Annotated in this window: 18 protein-coding genes and 1 pseudogene; 5 read left to right on the plus strand and 14 right to left on the minus strand. The window is 57.0% G+C overall.

Going from position 1 to position 18406, the window contains the following annotated elements:
* Positions 1–544: phospholipase (locus HMPREF3160_RS09845; RefSeq protein WP_218078970.1), on the plus strand; the 544-nt coding region annotated here is incomplete at its 5' end.
* A 72-nt stretch (positions 545–616) separates the two neighbouring features.
* Positions 617–907, plus strand: a complete 291-nt coding sequence (locus HMPREF3160_RS04995; protein WP_141739838.1) for a hypothetical protein — start codon at positions 617–619, stop codon at positions 905–907.
* 125 nt (positions 908–1032) lie between these two features.
* Here the strand turns inward: HMPREF3160_RS04995 and ccsB are convergent, their stop codons facing one another.
* The 5 genes from ccsB to HMPREF3160_RS05020 are packed head-to-tail and all read right to left on the minus strand — an operon-like array spanning position 1033 to position 6021.
* The gene (ccsB, locus tag HMPREF3160_RS05000) at positions 1033–2154 is read right to left on the minus strand and encodes a c-type cytochrome biogenesis protein CcsB (protein ID WP_256174030.1); all 1122 of its coding nucleotides are present in this window, start codon (positions 2152–2154) and stop codon (positions 1033–1035) included.
* Positions 2155–2212: 58 nt separating this feature from the next.
* On the minus strand, positions 2213–3880 hold the full coding sequence (locus HMPREF3160_RS05005; protein ID WP_083285446.1) for a cytochrome c biogenesis protein ResB: 1668 nt from the start codon (positions 3878–3880) through the stop codon (positions 2213–2215).
* Positions 3877–4701 (minus strand): cytochrome c biogenesis CcdA family protein, encoded by an 825-nt coding sequence (locus HMPREF3160_RS05010; RefSeq protein WP_083285447.1) that lies wholly within the window; start codon positions 4699–4701, stop codon positions 3877–3879. Before HMPREF3160_RS05010 ends, HMPREF3160_RS05005 begins: the two co-directional genes overlap by 4 nt.
* The gene (locus tag HMPREF3160_RS05015) at positions 4698–5348 is read right to left on the minus strand and encodes a TlpA family protein disulfide reductase (protein ID WP_256174033.1); all 651 of its coding nucleotides are present in this window, start codon (positions 5346–5348) and stop codon (positions 4698–4700) included. The genes HMPREF3160_RS05010 and HMPREF3160_RS05015 overlap by 4 nt, the downstream gene beginning before the upstream one ends.
* A 4-nt stretch (positions 5349–5352) precedes the next feature.
* Positions 5353–6021 (minus strand): histidine phosphatase family protein, encoded by a 669-nt coding sequence (locus tag HMPREF3160_RS05020; protein WP_070507424.1) that lies wholly within the window; start codon positions 6019–6021, stop codon positions 5353–5355.
* A 323-nt stretch (positions 6022–6344) separates the two neighbouring features.
* Here HMPREF3160_RS05020 and HMPREF3160_RS05025 point away from each other — a divergent pair, with 323 nt between their 5' ends.
* Both HMPREF3160_RS05025 and HMPREF3160_RS05030 read left to right on the plus strand, forming a co-directional pair.
* Complete coding sequence (locus HMPREF3160_RS05025) at positions 6345–7103, plus strand: MFS transporter (protein ID WP_070507426.1); 759 nt, start codon at positions 6345–6347, stop codon at positions 7101–7103.
* Positions 7104–7142: 39 nt separating this feature from the next.
* The gene (locus HMPREF3160_RS05030; protein WP_070490310.1) at positions 7143–7841 is read left to right on the plus strand and encodes a hypothetical protein; all 699 of its coding nucleotides are present in this window, start codon (positions 7143–7145) and stop codon (positions 7839–7841) included.
* An 87-nt stretch (positions 7842–7928) separates the two neighbouring features.
* Here HMPREF3160_RS05030 and HMPREF3160_RS05035 read toward each other — a convergent pair whose 3' ends face one another.
* The 4 genes and pseudogenes from HMPREF3160_RS05035 to HMPREF3160_RS05045 form a co-directional block, all read right to left on the minus strand.
* Positions 7929–10253: an ABC transporter permease family protein gene (locus tag HMPREF3160_RS05035; RefSeq protein ID WP_141739839.1), complete on the minus strand. Its 2325-nt coding sequence runs from the start codon at positions 10251–10253 to the stop codon at positions 7929–7931.
* A gap of 106 nt (positions 10254–10359) precedes the next feature.
* Complete coding sequence (locus HMPREF3160_RS05040; protein ID WP_198020691.1) at positions 10360–11037, minus strand: ABC transporter ATP-binding protein; 678 nt, start codon at positions 11035–11037, stop codon at positions 10360–10362.
* A 73-nt stretch (positions 11038–11110) separates the two neighbouring features.
* The gene (locus HMPREF3160_RS10315) at positions 11111–11470 is read right to left on the minus strand and encodes a peptidase inhibitor family I36 protein (protein ID WP_083285448.1); all 360 of its coding nucleotides are present in this window, start codon (positions 11468–11470) and stop codon (positions 11111–11113) included.
* A 234-nt stretch (positions 11471–11704) separates the two neighbouring features.
* Positions 11705–12854, minus strand: a pseudogene (locus HMPREF3160_RS05045) (IS3 family transposase).
* A 141-nt stretch (positions 12855–12995) separates the two neighbouring features.
* Between HMPREF3160_RS05045 and HMPREF3160_RS05060 the strand changes: the two are divergent.
* Entirely contained in the window at positions 12996–13691 is a 696-nt protein-coding gene (locus HMPREF3160_RS05060; RefSeq protein WP_141739840.1) for a hypothetical protein, read from the plus strand.
* Positions 13692–13770: 79 nt separating this feature from the next.
* On the opposite strand, the gene HMPREF3160_RS05065 is transcribed toward HMPREF3160_RS05060, so the two are convergent.
* From HMPREF3160_RS05065 to HMPREF3160_RS05080, 5 genes are all read right to left on the minus strand, one after another.
* Positions 13771–16242: a hypothetical protein gene (locus HMPREF3160_RS05065; protein WP_141739841.1), complete on the minus strand. Its 2472-nt coding sequence runs from the start codon at positions 16240–16242 to the stop codon at positions 13771–13773.
* A complete protein-coding gene (locus HMPREF3160_RS05070; RefSeq protein WP_218078913.1) occupies positions 16205–16894 on the minus strand; it encodes an ABC transporter ATP-binding protein in 690 nt (229 codons plus the stop codon). The genes HMPREF3160_RS05065 and HMPREF3160_RS05070 overlap by 38 nt, the downstream gene beginning before the upstream one ends.
* A 61-nt stretch (positions 16895–16955) precedes the next feature.
* Positions 16956–17327 carry a peptidase inhibitor family I36 protein gene (locus HMPREF3160_RS09635; RefSeq protein ID WP_083285449.1) on the minus strand — a complete coding sequence of 124 codons (372 nt, stop codon included), beginning with the start codon at positions 17325–17327 and terminating at the stop codon, positions 16956–16958.
* Positions 17328–17563: 236 nt separating this feature from the next.
* Positions 17564–18016 (minus strand): hypothetical protein, encoded by a 453-nt coding sequence (locus HMPREF3160_RS05075; protein ID WP_070492021.1) that lies wholly within the window; start codon positions 18014–18016, stop codon positions 17564–17566.
* Positions 18017–18092: 76 nt separating this feature from the next.
* Positions 18093–18326: a glutaredoxin family protein gene (locus HMPREF3160_RS05080; protein WP_070492018.1), complete on the minus strand. Its 234-nt coding sequence runs from the start codon at positions 18324–18326 to the stop codon at positions 18093–18095.
* Between the last annotated feature and the right edge of the window lie 80 nt (positions 18327–18406).

Raw genomic sequence — 18406 nt, forward strand, 5'->3', positions numbered from 1 at the left:
AGCCGAAGCGCTAGCCACCGGTGTCATCAGCAATATCACTGAAACCATCGTTGAAGAGACCTCGGCTGCCATCGATACGTCAAACCGCGAAATGTCTGGCTCCGTGTCATTCACATTCGACAAAACAGAAAGCTTTGACCGTCTGCGCACATCAGCACAGCCAGACATTCGTTCCGCATCCTCCAGGAAAGTCGTCAAGGTCCCCCGTAGCTATAAGTATTGCCCGCGCACATGTAAGCCAAGATCGCTTCATGACTACTGCACCTGGTCACCTGACTCGTGGCGCAAAGCAAACTTTCGTGGCCCTTGCGCCATCCATGACATGCGGATTGATAAGACAAGGAAAAAGCGAATTTCTGTTCAGCGTAAACGCGCGGAACGAAGAAAGCATGATGCTGAGTTTGGTAGGAATCTACGCACGAATTGCTCCTACTACTACCATCGAAAAGTCCGTGACTCCGCAAACAGGAGCAAATGTCACGCGGTAACCTACGTCTATCAGGCTGCTGTTTCTGCCAAAACCAAGAAGTGGAATGGTAAATAAGTGAATTCTAAAACGATGGCCGCGCTTCTTTTCGCGCCGGCTGTGTATCATGTGTTCCTGCTGATTATCATTGTGAGCTCTGCGCTTCCGCCGCGGGGCATCATGCTCACCCTTTGGGGTATCTCGCTGATTATCCCGTTCATTGCGGTAGCGCTCATGGCGCGCGATAAGACCAGCTACGCCCCGGCTCTTGTGGCTACCGTGGCAGTCCTGGCGGTTCTGCGGTGCGCACTCTTCGTTGCAGAACAGGTCCTCTATGACGCCTACTTCGTCACTCCTGTGGACCTCGTTCTAGCGGTATCACTAGCGGTCATCGGCATCGTGGTGGTCCGTAAGCGCAAGCCCATTCCTCACTCTGCATAACCCAAGAGAACACGCAATACACACAACGTGTGGCCGGAGCTTCCAGTACGGAAGCCCCGGCCACACGTCGTTACTGGTGCGAGCTAAGCGCGTCGCGTCAGCAGCCCACGGGCGGTGAAGGGTTTCTAGATCCCTGCGTAGGAGTGCAGGCCCGCGAACACGGTGTTCACCACTGTGAAGTTGAAGATGATGCATCCGTAGCCGATGATGCTCAGCCATGCGGAGCGGTCGCCGGTCCAGCCGCGAGTTGCTCGCGCGTGCAGGTAGCCTGCGTAGACAACCCAGATGATGAAGGTCCAGACTTCCTTGGTGTCCCACCCCCACGGGCGGCCCCACGCTTCGTTAGCCCACACCGCCCCGAGGATCAAGGTCAGGGTCCAGGCCACGAATGCGACCGCGTTGATGCGGTAGGCGACGTTCTCAAGGGTCACGGCGGAAGGAACCAACCGCAGCCACGGGAGCTTGTCCTCGCGGCCGGCGATCAAAGCAGCCTGGCGGCGGGACTGAATGAGCTGCAGAACGGCCATTGCGAACGTCAACGTGAACAATGCGCACGCCAGGACCGCGATCGAAACGTGAATGATGAGCCACGGCGACTGTAGCGCCGGCTGCAGGTGCTGAACGGGTGTTGGAAACGCCATGGTGGCAGAGCACATCATCGCAACGACCAAGCCAGAGATGAACACACCCATGAACCGGATGTCTTTGATCATGAGCGCAACCAAATACACCGCAACGACCACGAGTGCGCCCGTGGTCATGAACTCGTACATGTTGCCCCACGGGACGCGCTGCGCTGCGATCGAACGCGTCACCACAGCGGCCGCATGGATCGCGAACGAAAGCCACATCAAAGCGATAGCAACCCGAGCCAAGCGACGGGTTGGTGCTTTCTCGTCATAGTCCATGTCGTCATCGACGAGCTGACCATCCACCGTCGCGTTGCGGTGCCGGATACGGCCGGTTTCTTCCTTGTCTTCGCGTTCGGCGAGCGCGACAGACCCAGCGGAGCCCTTGTTTGCTGCCGCGGCGGCTAAGGCACGCTTCTCCTGCTTAACAAGGGACTTCTCGATGTCCTGAATCGTCTGGGAGGAACGCACCAAGTCGTAGGCGAACACCACGAACGTCACCGAGTATGCCATCGCCGCCAAAAGCATCAGCAGCTCGGAGGTTGAACCCAAAGAAAGGTTCAACTCCCCTTTAGGGGTATACGCGGGGAGATAAGAAAACATAGTCGTCACAGTCATCCGTTCTCTCGGTGATCAGCACCCTCACTCAGCCGCTGAAATGCCTCAGCTACTGCATTCACTCAGCGAGCGTGTACCGGCCGGAAACAGCCTTCACCAACGCTTCCGCTTCAGTCTGCAGGCGCGGGTCTTCACCGCGCGCTAGGAGTGCATACTCAATTCTACGCTTGCCGGCCTCATCGGGGTCTGAAACCTTGAACCATACGCGACGGCGCGGAATGAACAGAGAGGCCAATAGGCCGGCCACTGCGAGCATCGAGAACCCGAGCAACCACGGCTTGCCCGGATCATGGTGGACCTCGATGCCGATGAACCGCTTCAGCCCATCAAACCGGATGGTCCCTTTACCTTCCGGCAGCTTATATTCGCGGTTCTGCGGGTTCAGTCCCAGCACGATGCCGCCGGCCTCTAGTTTGCGGGAGTTCAGCTGGGTCATCTTCTCGGTTTTGAGCACATACACGTTCTGCGGGGCGCCGGTCTCAAGGCCGAGGTCGCCATAGTAGGAATCCAGGTTCAGGGATGGTGCGAGCGCTTCCGGGTCGCCTGAATAGGCAACCCCGTTCTCGCCCATCACCGTTGTTGGGAGGAAGAAACCCTGGAAACCCAGCTGGGTTGGCTTGGCGTCAGGGACCTTCAAAACCACGAGCGACATGTAGGACGGGTCCTGTGGTTGGGCAACCACGGGGCCGGAGAATGCGACGTTGCCTTCCCCGTCTGTCACGGTGATCATCGGGGCGTAACCGTTACCGAGCAAGTAAATGTCCGTTCCGGCTACGCGGAGCGGCTCATTGACTTTGAGCTTTTCAGTGACCCATTCGGCATCGGGGCTGTGGCGAACATCCAGGTTCGCTTCATAGTCGATCGGTTGCCCGTATTTGCCGTCCGCTCGTTCTTGGCGGTCAAACTGGATCTTGAAATCCTTGAGTTTCAGCTGGAACGGTTGCAGGTTTTCAGCTTTGAACCGTTGCCCGGGGGAGAACTGGTCGTAGGCGATCAACGTGTTCGTGAACCCCTCCCCTTGCACGATGATGCGTTGCCCGTTGTATCCGAACAGGCCACCTACCGCCACGGCGATCAGCACGCCGATCAGCGAGACGTGGAACGTGAGGTTGCCCCATTCGCGCAAGTAGCCGCGTTCAGCGGCAACCGAGACCTGCCCCTTGTTTTCCTCTATGGAGGTCCGGTAGCGGCGTTTACGCAAGATGCTGCGCAGGGTTTGCGCGATCTCTTCGCTATCGCCTTGGTTGGCTTCCAGCTCGATGACGCCGTTGACTGGCATCCGGTTTAGACGGACTGGTGTGCGTGCTGGCGGGCGTACCGTTGCCCGTGCGTGTTGGCGGGCGCGTGGGATCACGCAACCGATGAGGGAAACGAACAGCAGCAGGTAGATCGCTGAGAACCAAACGGATGTGAAGACATCGAAGAGCTGAAGTTTGTCCAGGATGGGGCCTGCGACCTCGTGCTCTGCGATGTACTGGGCCACACTCTGTGGGTCTTGGTTGCGCTGTGGGAACAGGGAGCCTGGAACCGCGGCTACCGCGAGCAGCATCAGCAAGACCATCGCGGTGCGCATGGTTGTCAGTTGGGTCCATGCCCACCGCATCATGCCGATCGGGCCGAGAGCTGGCGCCAGCTGTTTCTGCTGCTTCGCTTTCTTCTTGGCCTTAGCTTTCTTCGTGGCGGCCTCGTTTGCCGCAGCTTTCTTCGCTGCATCCTTTTTGGTCACAGCGGCAACCTCACTTCGTTAGCGAACCAGTTTTGCAGTTCGGTAATCCACGTGTTCCACAAGCCTGAGGCCATCACTATCCCTAGGAGTATCAGAATCACGCCGCCGGTACGCATCACGGCGAGTTGGTGTTTGCGGAAGAAGGACACCGCACGGGTGACTTTGGTGAGGCCGAGCGCAACGAGCAGGAACGGGATGCCTAGCCCGAGGCAATACACGAATGTGATCAGCGCGCCTCGGGGGACGTTCGCGTTGGGTCCGGTTGTCAGGGCTAGTGCGGCAGCCAGGGTGGGGCCCATGCAGGGTGCCCAGCCGAGTGCGAACGTCATCCCTAGAAGGGGTGCACCCCATAGCCCGGCGGGTGGGCGTTTGGTGATGCGGCGTTCGCGTTGCATGAAGCCGAAGCCGCCCATGAACACAACACCCAGCAGGGCGACAATAACGCCGAGCGCTTGGGTGACCCATTGGCCTTCGTGCATCATCCAGATGTAGGCGCGCGTGAACACCGCCCCGATTAGCACGAACACTACGGAGAAACCCAGCACGAACAGGCCGATGCCTGCGAAGACGCGGCCGCGTTTGTGTTGGTTGAGTTCCATGCCGGTCAGCCCGGTCACGTACCCCATGTATCCGGGCAGAAGCGGTAGCACGCACGGGGAAAGGAATGAGATGAGGCCTGCGAGTGCGGCGATGGGTAGCGCAACCAGCAGCGAGCCGTCGGCGATCGATGCGGCTGCTTGGTTACCTGCTGTTGATGCGGCCGTTGTTGCCGTGACCGCGGTTGCTGGGACTGCTGTCGCCGCCAGTGCGGTGTTGATCATGTGGCGTCTGCGGGGGTCTCTTGCGCGGTTTTGATCAGGGCGCGCAGCGTGGATTCTTCAACAACGCCCAGCACCCGTGCCGATACGCGGCGGTTTGGGTCTAGTACGAGTGTTGTGGGCACCGCTTGCGGCGGAACGTATTGGGATAGCGCGAGCAGTACGCCGCCGTCGAGGTCGCGGACGGATTCGTACGGGATTTTGAAGGTTTTATCGAACGCTTCTGCGGCGGCTTTTTCGTCGCGTACGTTGATGCCGAGGAAGGTCACGCCTTTGTTCTTGAATTCGTCTGCCACGGCTTTCAGTGCTGGGGCTTCCACGCGACACGGGGAGCACGCCGCGTACCAGAAGTTCAAAACCAGCACGTCGCCTTCCGCGTAGCTTGCGGCGTCGATGTCTGTTCCGTTGAAGGTTGTGCCGGTGAATTTGACTGGTTCGCTGCGGTCTTCGGGGGCGTATTCGCTCACGGAGCCGTCGCCAGCAACATAGCCTTTCCCGCTTCCTTCTTTGTTTTGGTTGGCGAGGTCGCTGGATTCGGTCGAGCATGCGGCGAGCCCTGCGGCTGCTGTTGCGAGCATGAGCCCGAGCACTGCGCGGCGGCCGTAGCGTGGGTTCGGGGTGTGTGGAGCGTTCATTCCGGTGTGGTCCATGTACCTATGCCCCTGGGACGTTGACGGTTCCAGGGAGGAGTTCTGCTGCTGGTTCTGAATAGGTAAGGTCTACGGCGTTGCCGTTGCGGTCGAAGGAGATTGAGGTGACCGAGGCGAGGGTGCATTCGCGGCGGAATGCGTTGAGCGACAGGGAGCGGCCTTCGGTTGCTAGCCGGGTTACCCAGATGGGTAGCTGGTGGGATACGACCACGATGTTGGCGCCGGGCCCGTGTTGCTGGTTTGCATGGTCACGGTGTTTGCTGATGGCTTGGGCCATGCGGGTAGCTTGGTGGGCGTAGGGCTCTCCCCACGATGGTGTCAGTGGGTTGCGTACGAGCGGCCAGAGGCGTGGCGTGCTCAGCAGGGTGTCCTTGATGTTGCTGTATCCCTCGAGTTGGGATTCGGCTTCGATCACGCCGGGCTCGGTTGTAACGGGTAGGCCGAGCGTCTGGGCGATGGGGTCTGCGGTTTGCTGTGCGCGGATCAGCGGGGAGCTGACAAGCGACACGAAGTTGGTTCCGTGTTCTTTTTGTTCCGCGAAGTGTTTGGCTACCAGGCGGGCCATCGCGTGGCCGCGTTCTGAGAGCTCGTATCCGGGCAGGCGCCCGTAGAGCACGCGGTGAGGGTTTTCGACTTCACCATGGCGGACAAGGTGGACAACAGCATGGGACATAATTCCCATTCTCTCAGAGGGAACGCTCAGGTGGAGATTCAGTGAACGTTCAGGTTGTTTCTCTTAGCTCTCCGAGGCTTGGAGCTCTCCTCTAGGTGGTCAGGTGAGTTCCACTCAACTAATGTATTTGATATATCAACAGTTGACCTATCAAGTTTGCTTTCAGTCTTATTGGTTGCCGACAAGGTCAGCCTTCAGATCGACGCGGAGTTCGTCAAGGCCGACGCGTAAGGCTCGTTCCTTGCTTTCGTGACCTTTCGAGGTTCACATCTTCCGTGTTTCTACTCATTCAGGGGTTTCGTTCGTGCCACTACGATGGAGGCATGAGCGAAACCCCTGACTTTAACCGTGACCGCGACCCCCAGTGGGGTGGCGATGATCCCTCTGATGAGCCGCGTTATGGAGTCCGGCGCGACGACCTGCCGCCGGGCAGCTACCCGCCACCGGTCAATCAGCAGGGACCAACGCCAGATGCACGTCAGAGCAGCTATAACGCTATGAACGGCTGGGATTCGCAGCCGGAGCCAGGTTGGGGACAACCTCATTTCGGTTATGACCAGAACGGGTGGCCGGTCAACAACCCGTGGCAACAGCAGCCTGCACGCCGCCCCGGGCTCATGCTCGCTGGTTGTGTGCTCGCGTGGGTCTTTTCGGCTTTCGGCCTTCTTTCAAGCTTCGGTCTTCTGATGGCCTCGAACTTCACCCCACAGGAGCTTGAACGCATCATCACCGAGGATATGCCGCCAGAGTTCCTAGAGTCTTTCTATACGGGTCTGGATCAGGTCGGCGGTTACGAAGCCCTTCAAGGGTTTATACGCAACACGGGTATCGCGATCCTCGTGTTCTGCGCTTTGTTCTCGGTCGCCGCAATTTTCATCATCGCCGGCTCCCGCGCGTGGCGGATTATCGGCGTCATTCTGGCCGCTCTGGCTAGTGTCGTGGCGCTCTTCAGCATCGTAAGCAATCCGCTGGTGGCCGTCATGTGGCTTGCATGCATGGCGATCATCATTGTTGGCTGGACGATGCCGGCAACAAACGCGTGGCTTCGGCAACAAGTACAACTCAAGCGTGCCCGCCGCTAAGCAGAACACTTTCCCTTCACAACCGACGATTGAGGAAACATGACGAACACCCCTCACCCGCCTAACGCACCGGAACCGTACGACCAGAATCAGCCAAGCACGCAACCACCGGCTTCTCAGCAACCGCCTGCGCAGGAGCCGCAGAGCTTCGGCTGGGACGGCCCAAATCCGCAGCCTCCTCAGGCCGCCCCGAACACCTATAGCGCACAGGCTGCTGGCTGGGGTAACTATTCGGCCGACTCGATTCCGACAACCCCACCCAAGCGACCAGCAAGTGTTGTGTTCGCTTCAATCGCGGCCTGGTTGTGGGCTGCCCTCACGATCGTTGGTGCGATCGTCGCCATGGCGGCTATCGGCGCAGTAAGCGACCAGGATCTGCGGCAGGCGCTGGGACCTGAGGTGTTTATGGAGGCAGCAAAGCAGGGCCTTAGCGAGGAACAGTTCATCAGCTCTGTCAGAATCATGGTGCCTCTCATTGGCGTGTTCCTGGCTGTTGTGGGCGTTTTCGCTCTGATCGCGGGAATCCTGGCGTTCAGGGGCAGTAACGGTTGGCGCATTTTCGGTATCGTCGGAGCCTCGATAACTATGGCTTTGACGCTCATCGGCTCGCTGAGCGGGCCGTCCCGAGGCATGCTGACGGCTGTTCTGCCACTTATCTCGATTATCTGCTGGTCGGTGGCTGGCGGCTGGTACCGGGCAGTCCGGGACTACAAGCGAATGAGCCTCTACCGCCGCTAGAACCACTGCACAATAAACGCGTCACAATAAATAGGCTGGCGGACGCCCCTTTTCAGGGTGTCCGCCAGCCCATTTTAGATACCTTTTCTAGGCGTGAGCGTTGTTCTTCCGACTCGATAGCCCCACAATGAGTAGGCCGACAACCGATCCGAGAACGAGCACTGCCGCAGCATACAGGATGGTCATCCAGTCAATGGCGAAAGGCAGCACTTCACCCATGAGTTGTGAGATCAAGGCTGCGGGCCCAAGGCCTGCAATCAGCCCCAGCACGAACGCTTTGACCGCAATACTGCCGATGCTCCATCTGAGCACCCAGCGTTGCCACGAGGCCGGCAGGCCCAGCGTCCAGAACGTTGATTTCAATGCTTCCAAGCTCTTCGCGTTAGTGCGACTCACCATGATCACGATCACACAGGAGCCGATCAACGCTGACGCCAAGCTGAAATAGACGTTGCTTGGCGTACTCGCTTCTTGCTTGAGAGGAACCTGCAAGAGATCGCGGGAAATCCGGCTCTCTAACGCCCCTGCCAGCAGCTCTTTCTGCTGCGATTCGGACAGGTCAGTGAAGACCCACCTCAAACCTTCAAGCGACAACCGGTGCTCTTTAGCTGTCTTAGTAAGCATGAATGCAGCTGCGTTTGCTTCCCAGTGCTCGCCGAAATCTGCCTGCACAGCGGGGAGTAGCTCACCATCTGGAAGGTTCTCTGAAAATATACGAGCTTCAGATCCGTCTAGAAACGCCGAATCACGCACAAGCAGACCGCCCTTATCTAAGGTGGCGGCTTCCTCACTGCTTAGCTCGCGACCAAGAATCCTCCCGAGATCGTCCGCATCATCAACAGCGCTGATACCGTACGACCCATAGACGCCTTCTATGATGTCGAACTGACCTCCTGCGATTGTCACTGCCACCGGCTCCTTGAGCCCGAGCTTATGCGCGAGGTCGTTGACTGTCTTCTCGCTAACTTTAAGCCCGTTCGGGTGCTCCTGCTCAACACCAAATTGATCGTCAGGCAACGGTGAGATCAATGACTTATTCTGGGCAACCGTGATACTTTGAGCAAAAGTCGAGCTGAACATGAGATTACCGATAGCGAGACTGAGCAGAGCGATAGCAAAAACTGTCAAGGCTCGGTGGTACGCAGCTAGTCGTTGCGCGAGCGGCCGTGGTTTGATAGGGGATTTTCGGCTCACATAACCAGTAATTGCCAACGACAAGAACAAAGACCACACAGCTACCGGTAGCGGCGCCCACGTTTCGAGGACATCAATTCCCAGTTGCACCGATGCGGCACCCACGCCTACCAGCGTGAGCACTGCTATGACACCCGTACCCCAGAGCAATTTCTTGGAAGAAAATACCCGTTGGGCTCTGTCTGCGGAGGTGCCCGCGGCAACGGAGCGGCTTACTCGCGGACGCGTAATGATGCCACCCGCTACGTAACTGACGATCACCCCAACTGCGATGACGGCCAACCACTTCGTTGGGACCTGCGGTCCCGGGCCTTGAATACCTACGAGATCAGCCAGCGCCGGAGCTACCATCCAAGCAACGCCAACCCCCAGCGCCATGCTCAGGACAGATGCAAGGGCGACAGCAAGCCCGATCTTTCTGAATGTAGCTTTCCACAAAGGCGCTGGATTCACACCCAGCGTATACAACTGGTTATTTACTGGCGCTAGAAGTTTCTTAGACCAGGCCCATAAGAAAGCGACAAGGGACATCGGCAAAAGGAGTGCGAATACACCAAACACAAAGGAGTATTGATCGGCTATTGCACGGTGAGGGCGGTCTTCAACAAAAGAACGTTCTAGGAACCCGTCCCCCAACGTGACACCGTCAAGTGACTCGAGCTGCGCCGCCGTTTTCTCATCAAGATGCGAATAAACATACTCCTCCAGTGCCTCGCGGTCAGTGATAGTGCCGGAATACAACGTTGTCGACATGGCTGCAGCACTGGTCTCCGATGATGCAGGATCAATCGTGTTCCACGTACCAGGGAACGCCAGAAGGGTCTCTAATCTTGGATAGAATCTATGCTCGGCTTTACCCACAACCGTCAGCTTTAGATTTCCGTCTAGCCCGACTACTGTTTCACCCTCCGAGAGATCGGATTCACCGGCAACTACGACCTCGCCGGGTTTATCAGCCCACCGTCCAGAAGTGAGGCTATACCCGAACTCCTGACCAATGTGGGGCCAATCTCCTTCGCTCATGGCCCTACGACGCTCTTGATCAGTATCCAAATACAGGTCACCAGAGGTGGCTACAGCAATCACGCCATCCCCTGGCCGGTTCAGTGCCGACCGCACAGATTCCTTCTCTCCAGCATTTGCATAAAGAGGAATCTGTAGTAGCGCTACCCTGTCTCCAAACTGCATCTGGGCATCATCGGCAGGCTTCATCGACATTTGTCGGTCAGCTGTCGCTACCCAGCTCAGCATGCCTACCACAACGGCTAGCACCACGAGCACAAAGCGATATCGGCTCTTTGTACCGAGGATCTTCTCTACATATCTACCCACCACGAACCTCACCTGCCTCTATACGCCCGTCAACCAAGGCATAGCCGGTATGGCAGTACTCGTTCATGATCGGGTCATGGCTCGTAGCGATCACCGTGCTACCAGCTTCTGCTAGGTCACGAAACAGTCCGAACATCGTATGAGAGTTCTCAGTGTCCAATGCAGCTGATGGCTCATCAGCAAGCAGAACACGCCGCTCGCCGCTCAGCGCGCGTGCAATACCGACGCGCTGGCATTGGCCGCGAGAAAGCTCGGCTGGGTACCGGTCCAACAGCTCGCCTAAGCCCACGCGAGTCAACGAATCCCTAGCCATAGCTTCGGCATCACGCTGTGAAACACCCGCTGCAGACAACACGAGCATCACGTTCTCAGCAGCCGTCAACTCCTGAATCAACAGGTCATCCTGGTGCACAAAACCGACCACGTTACGCCGCAGATCTAGAACCTCCGCCTCACTGGCCTGACCTACATCTATACCAAGAACATCAATCCGGCCCTTATCCAGAGGGATCAAGCCAGCAATAGCACGCAAAAGGGTTGTTTTACCTGAACCGCTCTTACCTGCTAACCCAACAAATTCTCCGGCCGAAGCCTGAAGGTCAATACCTCGCAAAACGTGCGTGCGCTGAGCGCCGACACCCAAATATTTGTGGACATTCTCCACAGTCACAACAGTCATCATGCCTCTTTAAAAAGACCGGGGTGCAGTTAGCTAACTGCACCCCGGAAACCGGTAAAAACAGTTAGCAACCGCGATCCGTCCGCCAGGACGTAGCAGTATCATTAGCTGGCCACCCGACATAGTTTTGAACCGAGTTTTGCCGCATGGTGTAGCATTTACCTTTACTAGCAGCATGCTCATACCAAGCAGCGTTCCGGCTCGTGCGGTTTATCCATGAGCTCATCTTGTCATTCGCTCCGCTTGAGAGGTTCATAAGTTTAATTCCCGCTCGGCGAGATCCTAGAAGTTCTCCGTAGTCCCTATGTTCGAACAAGCAAACTAGATTGGTGCCGCAGTCTTTAGCTGCGGCTTGCGCGGGCTGAGCGAAACCGATTCCGGCTGCAACCACGGCTAGAGCGGCACAAAGTTTTTTCATCTTCATGACGTCATCCTTTTGAGCAAGGCCTCGTGCTGAGGCAGTGACTTAGAAACACCTATGTGGTGTTGAGAAGATATTCCTATGTGATGGAAGTCACTGTCAATAGGGAAACACAGAAATTTTTTATGCAGGACCCAGGCTCGACATCTTGCCCGTTTTAACCGCTAAATCCCGGCCTCAAACGCTACGCTTGCGCTTATGAGACCGTGACGAACCAGACCTTGTGGGCCGCCCCCTTCATTCGGTCCGGACGTTTTGTGAGTCGTCGGTTTCGATTTGATGGGTGCATTGCCGAGCGTACTCGACTGGGGTAGGTAGCCGAGCGAGGAGTGTCGGCGGCGATGGTTGTACTCGTTTTTCCAGTCGCCGATCACGACTTGCGCGTGCAGCAGCGAGTAGTAGCTGTTGATGTTGAGGCACTCGTCGCGGAGCCGGCTGTTGAACGACTCGACGTACCCGTTCCGCCACGGCGATCCCGGTGGGATGTAGGACAGGCCGGTGCGGGTGCCTGCCCAGTCGGCCATCGCTTCGCTGATGAACTCCGGCCCGTTGTCCGACCTGAGCACAGCTGGGGCGCCGCGGACGGCGACGAGATCCTCGAGATGCGCGGTGAGCCGGTCGGCGGTGATCGACCGCTCGACCAGCCCGCCGATGCATTCCCGGATGTGCTCATCGACGATCGAGCAGATCTTGATCGGCCGGCCCTGCTCGTCGGCGTCGAACTGGAAGTCCACCGCCCACACCACGTTCGGTGCGTCCGCTGTCGCCGGGCCGACGGTCGAGGACCCGACGCGTTTGCGACGCCGCCGCTGCGGGACGCGGAGGCCCTCGTCACGCCAGAGGCGTTGGAGCTTCTTGTGGTTCACGACCCAGCCCTCGGCGCGGGCATCGTGGTACGCGCGTCGGTACCCGTAGCGGGGGTGCTTCTTCGCCCAGGCACGCAGCCAGTCCCGCAACGCTCGGTTCGGGTCTGCGGTCGTGTCGCCCTTGAGTGGCCGCCGGTACGCGGAGCGGGACAGCCCGGCCAGACGGCACGCCATCCGTTCACTCACCTGCAGTGTCCTGATCAGGTGAGCGACGGCGGCGCGGCGCCTGCCCGGGCCTAGAAGTTTCCCTCAGCCAGCTCCTTGAGCGCGGCCTTTTCCAACTCCGCCTCGGCGAGCAGCCGCTTGAGCGTCGCGTTCTGCTTCTCGAGCTCCTTCAGGCGTTTCGCGTCGTCGGCCTTCAACCCGCCGTACTGGTTACGCCACCGGTAGTACGTCTGCTCGGACACCCCGAGCTCCCGGCACACCGCCGGGACATCCGCGCCGTCGGCGAGCATCCTGTCGGCCTGCCCGAGCTTGCGGACGACCTGTTCCGGGGTGTGACGCTTTCTGCTGTTCGACATGATCTGACCAGTCTCCCTGCCCGAACCCTCGGGCGACAGGACGACTCTCAGAACCACCGGACCTACGAAACGGGGTCAGCCCACCCTGACCCGTACGGTGAACGGCAAGCGGATGTGCCGCATTCGTCTGCGCATGAGCCGGTGCCTACGCAGCCTTCGGGGCAGGGCCAGCAGAGCTTCGGATGGGATGGAGCACCGCAGCAACAACCGGACATGCCGAATCAGGTGCCGCCTGCTCAGCATGCCCAGTATGTTCCGCAGGATCCGCATATGTACCAGGCACCTCAGGGTGCGTATGCTCCCCTGGGGCCTGGCTGGGGGAATTATTCGAGTGACTCGATTCCGTCTAGCCCGCCTAAACGCCCTGCGAGTGTTGTGATCGCTTCGATCGCTGCGTGGATTTGGGGCGCCTTCTATGTTGTGGGCAGCATTGTCATCATCGTTTACGCGAGCTCCGCGAGCTACTCGTCTTTGGAACGCATAGCGAAGGATGAAGACATACTGGAAGCTGCGAGGCGGGGTATTTCTACCGAGCAGTTCTTGGAGACTATTAGGTACACGCTGTGGATCATGTCCGCTTTTAGTATTGTTATCGGTTTGTTCGCGTTGATCACTGGCGTGCTGGCTTTCAAGGGCAGCAACGGTTGGCGAATTTTCGGTATTGTCGCCACCTCACTCATGTTATTTCCGTTCATTTCTGCCATGATTCAGGTTCCACACGTAGTCTGGTTGTCATTTGGAATCGTGCCGCTTACTTCTCTTATCTGTTGGTCGGTTTCCGGTTCTTGGTACCGGGCGGTCAAGGACTATAAACGGTTGAGCCTCTACCGTCACTGAGAGCGTTGAGAAGGTTAAATGATGGTTGGTGTGCCCCCGAACTAGAGGGGCACGCCACCCATCGTTTTTGGGTCAACCTTCAGGAGTGAGCGCCGCCTCGATTTCGTGATAGACCGACAATCAAGAGTCCTGCCACGGTGCCGATGATGAGCGCCGCGGCAGCGAACACAATAGTCACCCAATCGATGGTGAATATGAGAGCACTACTCTGAGTGGCGGCAACCAACGCTGCAGGACCAAGCCCCGCGATGACTCCAAGCACGAACGCTCTCACTACAATGATGCTCATGCTCCACCGTAGAACCCGACGATGCCACGAGTCAGGCAAACCTAAGGTCCAGAATGTTGAGCGGATTGCCTCTAAACTCTTTGCGTTAGCGCGGCTCACCATAACCACAATCAAACATGAGCCGATCAGCGCAGTGGCCAAACTGTAGTAGACAATCTCTGGCATCTCTTGCTCCTGCATGCGTGGAATGAGGAGTAACTCACGCGGAACACGTTGCTCGACCGCTTTTTCGATGAGCGCCTTCTTCTGAGGTTCTGACAGTTCAGTAAAAACCCACCTAGTCGCACCCAAGGGGCTTTTGTATTTTTCGAGAGTCTCAGTCAGAATAATGGCGCCTGCTTCTAGCTCCAAGATTTCACCGAAATCAGATACCGTAGCCGGCAACGTACGTCCGTCAGGGAACACTTCCGTTAGAAGTAGTGCTTCAGAACCTTGCAAGAAGCCCGGGTGACGCACGAGCATGCCTCCACTCTGCAAGACTGCTCTCTCCTTGGCATCCAAGGTTCTACCTATTAGACGCTCAAGTTCTTCAGCTCCGTCAACGGCAGAGACACCGAAGGCGCCTTCCATCCCCTCGACCCAGTCGAGCGAACCGCTGCCCGTAAGCAGGCGAACCGGTTCAGCAATACCTAGATCATGCGCAAGTTCAATAACTTTCTTCTGGGTAGTCTTCTGCCCGAGATCATTCGATTGTTCAACACCCACTTGGTCGCTACGAATCACATCCAGCACATCTTTATTCGCGGCAGTGTTGAAACTCTTCGAGAGTGTTCCACTGAAAATCAACATCCCTGACGAAGCCGTCAGAAGAAAAATGGCTATAGCGGTTGTTACGCGGTGACGGGCCGCTAGCCGTCGAGCGAAAACCCGAGGTTTAAGAGGGACTTTCGCCGAGATGGTGCGCACCACGAGCAAGGCTAGAAACAGAGAGAACGCGATGACTGGAATGGGGGCCCACACGTCGAAGATGTCTGGCCCAGTTCTTAGACCAATCAGCACAGTGCCACCGATGACTATTACGGAAGCTAGCCCCGTCATCCAAAGGGCGATTCCAGAACCGATGAAGGAACTACCCCGATGTTTCCGGCCCCCTTCCACCGCTACCCTATTCTTAGGATACGGATAGGTCCACACCGCTCCGGCAATGTAACAGACTGCTATACCCGTGAAAATAAGGCCGAGCCATTTCCACGCAACTTGAGGTCCAGGACCTTGAATACCAGCAAGGTCCGCAAGGAAAGGGGCCATCAGCCAAGCAACGCCGACCCCGAGCATGCTCGCGACACCAGCGCTCAGAATGACACCGATGAAGCTCTTCCTAACTGTTGCTTTCCATAAGGGAGTCGAGTTTACACCCAACGTATGCAGCTGACTTTTGACCGGTGCTAGCGCTTTTCGCGACCATGTCCAGAGGAACAGCACTACCGCACTAGGCATCAGAAGCGCGAATACACCTAAGATGAAGGAGAAGTTCTCAGCGAAACCTTGGTGTGGCCGATCCTCAACAGCAGAACGAGCCAAGTAGCTCTCACCTAAAGTGACGCCTTCAAGGGAGTCCAGCTGCTCTTTCGTTTTCTTATCAACATGCCTAAGAACATACTCTTCAAGGGCATCCTTACCTGTGATGCCGGTTGAGAACAGCGTGGTGTTGATCATGGCACTATGGGTCTGTGCCGCTGCGGGATCAATCGTGTTCCAGGTACCTGGGAATGCCAATAACGTGTCTGCTTTTGGACTGAACCTCTCGTCAGCCAGGCCAACCACCCTCAGCTTGATGTTGTGGTCCATTGCGGTCACTGATTCACCAATCGACAGACCCGAATCTCCAGAAGCAACAATCTCGCCGGGTTTGGAAGGCCAGCGCCCAGCGGTGAGGTTATAGCCAAACTGCTCACCAATCTGAGGCCAGTCCCCTTCCAACATAGTCCGGTAGCGTTCTTTACTAGCATCTAGATAGATGTCAGCCGTAGTTGATATAGCCCTAACCCCTTCATCGGGACGGTCAAGAGCAGAGCGAATCGTGTCTTTCTTCCCCACACCTGTGTGCAGAGGCACCTGAAGTAGAGCCTGCGCGTCGCCGAAGAGATGTTGCGCTTTATCGGCAGGTTTCATTACCAGTTGGCGGTCAGCTGTTGCGACCCAAGACAGCAGACCCACCACAACCGCCAGGACAACAAGAATGAACCGATACCGGCCCTTCTTACCCAGACTTTTCTCCACATACCTACCCACCACGAATATCACCAGCTTCAATACGCCCATCAACCAAGGCATACCCTGTGTGGCAATATTCGTTCATGATCGGATCATGGCTCGTGGCAATCACTGTGCAACCAGCGTCAGCAAGATCCTGGAACAATCCAAACATTGAATGTGAATTATCCGTATCCAGCGCAGCCGAAGGCTCGTCTGCCAGAAGAACTCGCCGCGCCCCGCTCAAGGCACGAGCAATTCCCACACGCTGACACTGTCCGCGTGACAACTCAGACGGATACCGGTCTACCAGCTCATCTAATCCGACGCGTGCTAAAGTTTCGGATGCCAACCGCTCGGCCTCACGTTCGCCAACCCCGGCCGCGGCCAACACCAGCATCACGTTCTCAGCAGCCGTCAACTCCTGAATCAACAGGTCATCCTGATGCACAAAACCAACTATGCTACGACGCAAACTAAGAACCTGCGCCTCACTGGCCTGACCTACATCTACACCAAGAACATCAATCCGGCCCTTATCCACAGGAATCAAACCAGCAATAGCACGCAAAAGCGTCGTCTTACCCGAACCGCTTTTACCCGACAACCCAACAAATTCTCCAGCCGAAGCCTGAAGATCAATACCCCTCAAAACGTGAGTCCGCTGAGCCCCAACACCCAAATACTTGTGGACATTCGCCACAGACACAACAGTCATCATGCCTCTTTAAGAAAAACGGGGTGCAGTTTACTAACTGCACCCCGGAACCGGTTAAGAACAGTTAGCAACCGCGGTTCGTCCGCCACGAAGAAGCGGTATCGTTAGGCGGCCACCCAACAAAATTGTTGATTGAATTCTGCCTCATCGTATAGCACTTCCCTTTACCGTTTGCGTGCTCAAACCAAGAAGCATTCCTGGTAGTTCGGTTGATCCACGAGCTCATCTTGTCGTTTGCTTTGGGCGAGATGTTCATCAAACCGAGCCCCGCTCGACGAGACCCCAAAAAGCCTCCATAGTCGGCATGGGCATACAAGCAAACTAAGTTACCACCGCATTTTTTAGGAGCAGCTTGTAGGGCAGCTTGCGCAGGCTGAGCAAAACCGAACCCAGCGGCCACTACTGCGAGAGACGCACAAAGTTTCTTGATCTTCATAGCGTTCTTCCTTTACCACAGGCCTCGTGCTGAGGCAGTGACTTAGAAACACCTATGTGGTGTTGAGAAGATATTCCTATGTGATGGAAGTCACTGTCAATAGGGAAACACAGAAATTTTTTATGCAGGACCCAGGCTCGACATCTTGCCCGTTTTAACCGCTAAATCCCGGCCTCAAACGCTAACGCTTGCGCTTATGAGACCGGGACGAACCAGACCTTCTTAGATCGGAATCGCTAGCTTTCTTGGCCGGGTACACGGACAAAGAAGTTCGAAGAGATCGCCAGTAGTTCACGCATGAGTTCATACTGGTTGCCGTGCATGTTCCAGATCTCATCCTCGCCAGCCGCCTCGGGCCTCTCATAGATCGACTCAGTGGCGTTAACGTCAGCTAGCCAGCCGTTATCGTAATAGTCCATGAGCGGCTCCATAGCCGCACTGAAAGCCTCAATTGCTCGAAGCCCCTCCGCAGCTTTCACATAAGCAGCTCGCGCTTTCACAAGATTCTCTTGTGCAACGCTCAAACGCTCGAGGCTCGCTCGCTGTTCCGGCGTCGGTTGCGACGAGCCAACCCCAGTAGCTCCGGCATCGCCAGGCGCACTGTCAAAGGATGCAGCACCAGACGGCGCAGCAGAGGGGCCAGCAGCAGAGGGCTCATCGGCCAAGGGCGCAGTGTTGTTCTCGCTCATAGATTCAGTCTCGCACAAGTCGCTTGGCCACTGGCTGACCCGGCCACACCAAATGAGGCGGTTGCCGATGGCGCTACTATTCGCTGAGGATTCTTCGCAGCCGCTCCGGATCTATGTGCCAGAAATCGCGCTGCACGCCATCCACCATGAGCACTGGTATCTCTTCCGCGAAACGGTCCATGAGTTCCGCATCAGCAGAAATATCGACGTCCGTCCACGCCACCCCACGTTCAGCGCAGACCTCCTCCAGCGTGGCCCGCGCAGCCTCGCACAAATGACACCCCGGCTTGGTGTACAACTCAACCTTCATACTGATTCCCCTTCCGCATCCACGCCCGCGTCACTACTGGCCATTAAACAGGGTTAAGGGTCAGAATGTGTGTCTGGGGT

Origin of the sequence: Arthrobacter sp. HMSC06H05, from assembly GCF_001807395.1 — a bacterium.
Taxonomy (GTDB): domain Bacteria; phylum Actinomycetota; class Actinomycetes; order Actinomycetales; family Micrococcaceae; genus Pseudoglutamicibacter; species Pseudoglutamicibacter albus.

Bases quoted from the DNA above. Each gene is read 5' to 3' on its own strand.
- ccsB (WP_256174030.1), bottom strand. From the start codon at position 2,154: ATGACTGTGACGACTATGTTTTCTTATCTCCCCGCGTATACCCCTAAA.
- HMPREF3160_RS05010 (WP_083285447.1), bottom strand. From the start codon at position 4,701: ATGATCAACACCGCACTGGCGGCGACAGCAGTCCCAGCAACCGCGGTC.
- HMPREF3160_RS05015 (WP_256174033.1), bottom strand. From the start codon at position 5,348: ATGGACCACACCGGAATGAACGCTCCACACACCCCGAACCCACGCTAC.
- HMPREF3160_RS05020 (WP_070507424.1), bottom strand. From the start codon at position 6,021: ATGTCCCATGCTGTTGTCCACCTTGTCCGCCATGGTGAAGTCGAAAAC.
- HMPREF3160_RS05025 (WP_070507426.1), top strand. From the start codon at position 6,345: ATGAGCGAAACCCCTGACTTTAACCGTGACCGCGACCCCCAGTGGGGT.
- HMPREF3160_RS05030 (WP_070490310.1), top strand. From the start codon at position 7,143: ATGACGAACACCCCTCACCCGCCTAACGCACCGGAACCGTACGACCAG.
- HMPREF3160_RS05035 (WP_141739839.1), bottom strand. From the start codon at position 10,253: ATGTCGATGAAGCCTGCCGATGATGCCCAGATGCAGTTTGGAGACAGG.
- HMPREF3160_RS10315 (WP_083285448.1), bottom strand. From the start codon at position 11,470: ATGAAGATGAAAAAACTTTGTGCCGCTCTAGCCGTGGTTGCAGCCGGA.
- HMPREF3160_RS05065 (WP_141739841.1), bottom strand. From the start codon at position 16,242: ATGGGCGTATTGAAGCTGGTGATATTCGTGGTGGGTAGGTATGTGGAG.
- HMPREF3160_RS05070 (WP_218078913.1), bottom strand. From the start codon at position 16,894: ATGATGACTGTTGTGTCTGTGGCGAATGTCCACAAGTATTTGGGTGTT.
- HMPREF3160_RS09635 (WP_083285449.1), bottom strand. From the start codon at position 17,327: ATGAAGATCAAGAAACTTTGTGCGTCTCTCGCAGTAGTGGCCGCTGGG.
- HMPREF3160_RS05075 (WP_070492021.1), bottom strand. From the start codon at position 18,016: ATGAGCGAGAACAACACTGCGCCCTTGGCCGATGAGCCCTCTGCTGCT.
- HMPREF3160_RS05080 (WP_070492018.1), bottom strand. From the start codon at position 18,326: ATGAAGGTTGAGTTGTACACCAAGCCGGGGTGTCATTTGTGCGAGGCT.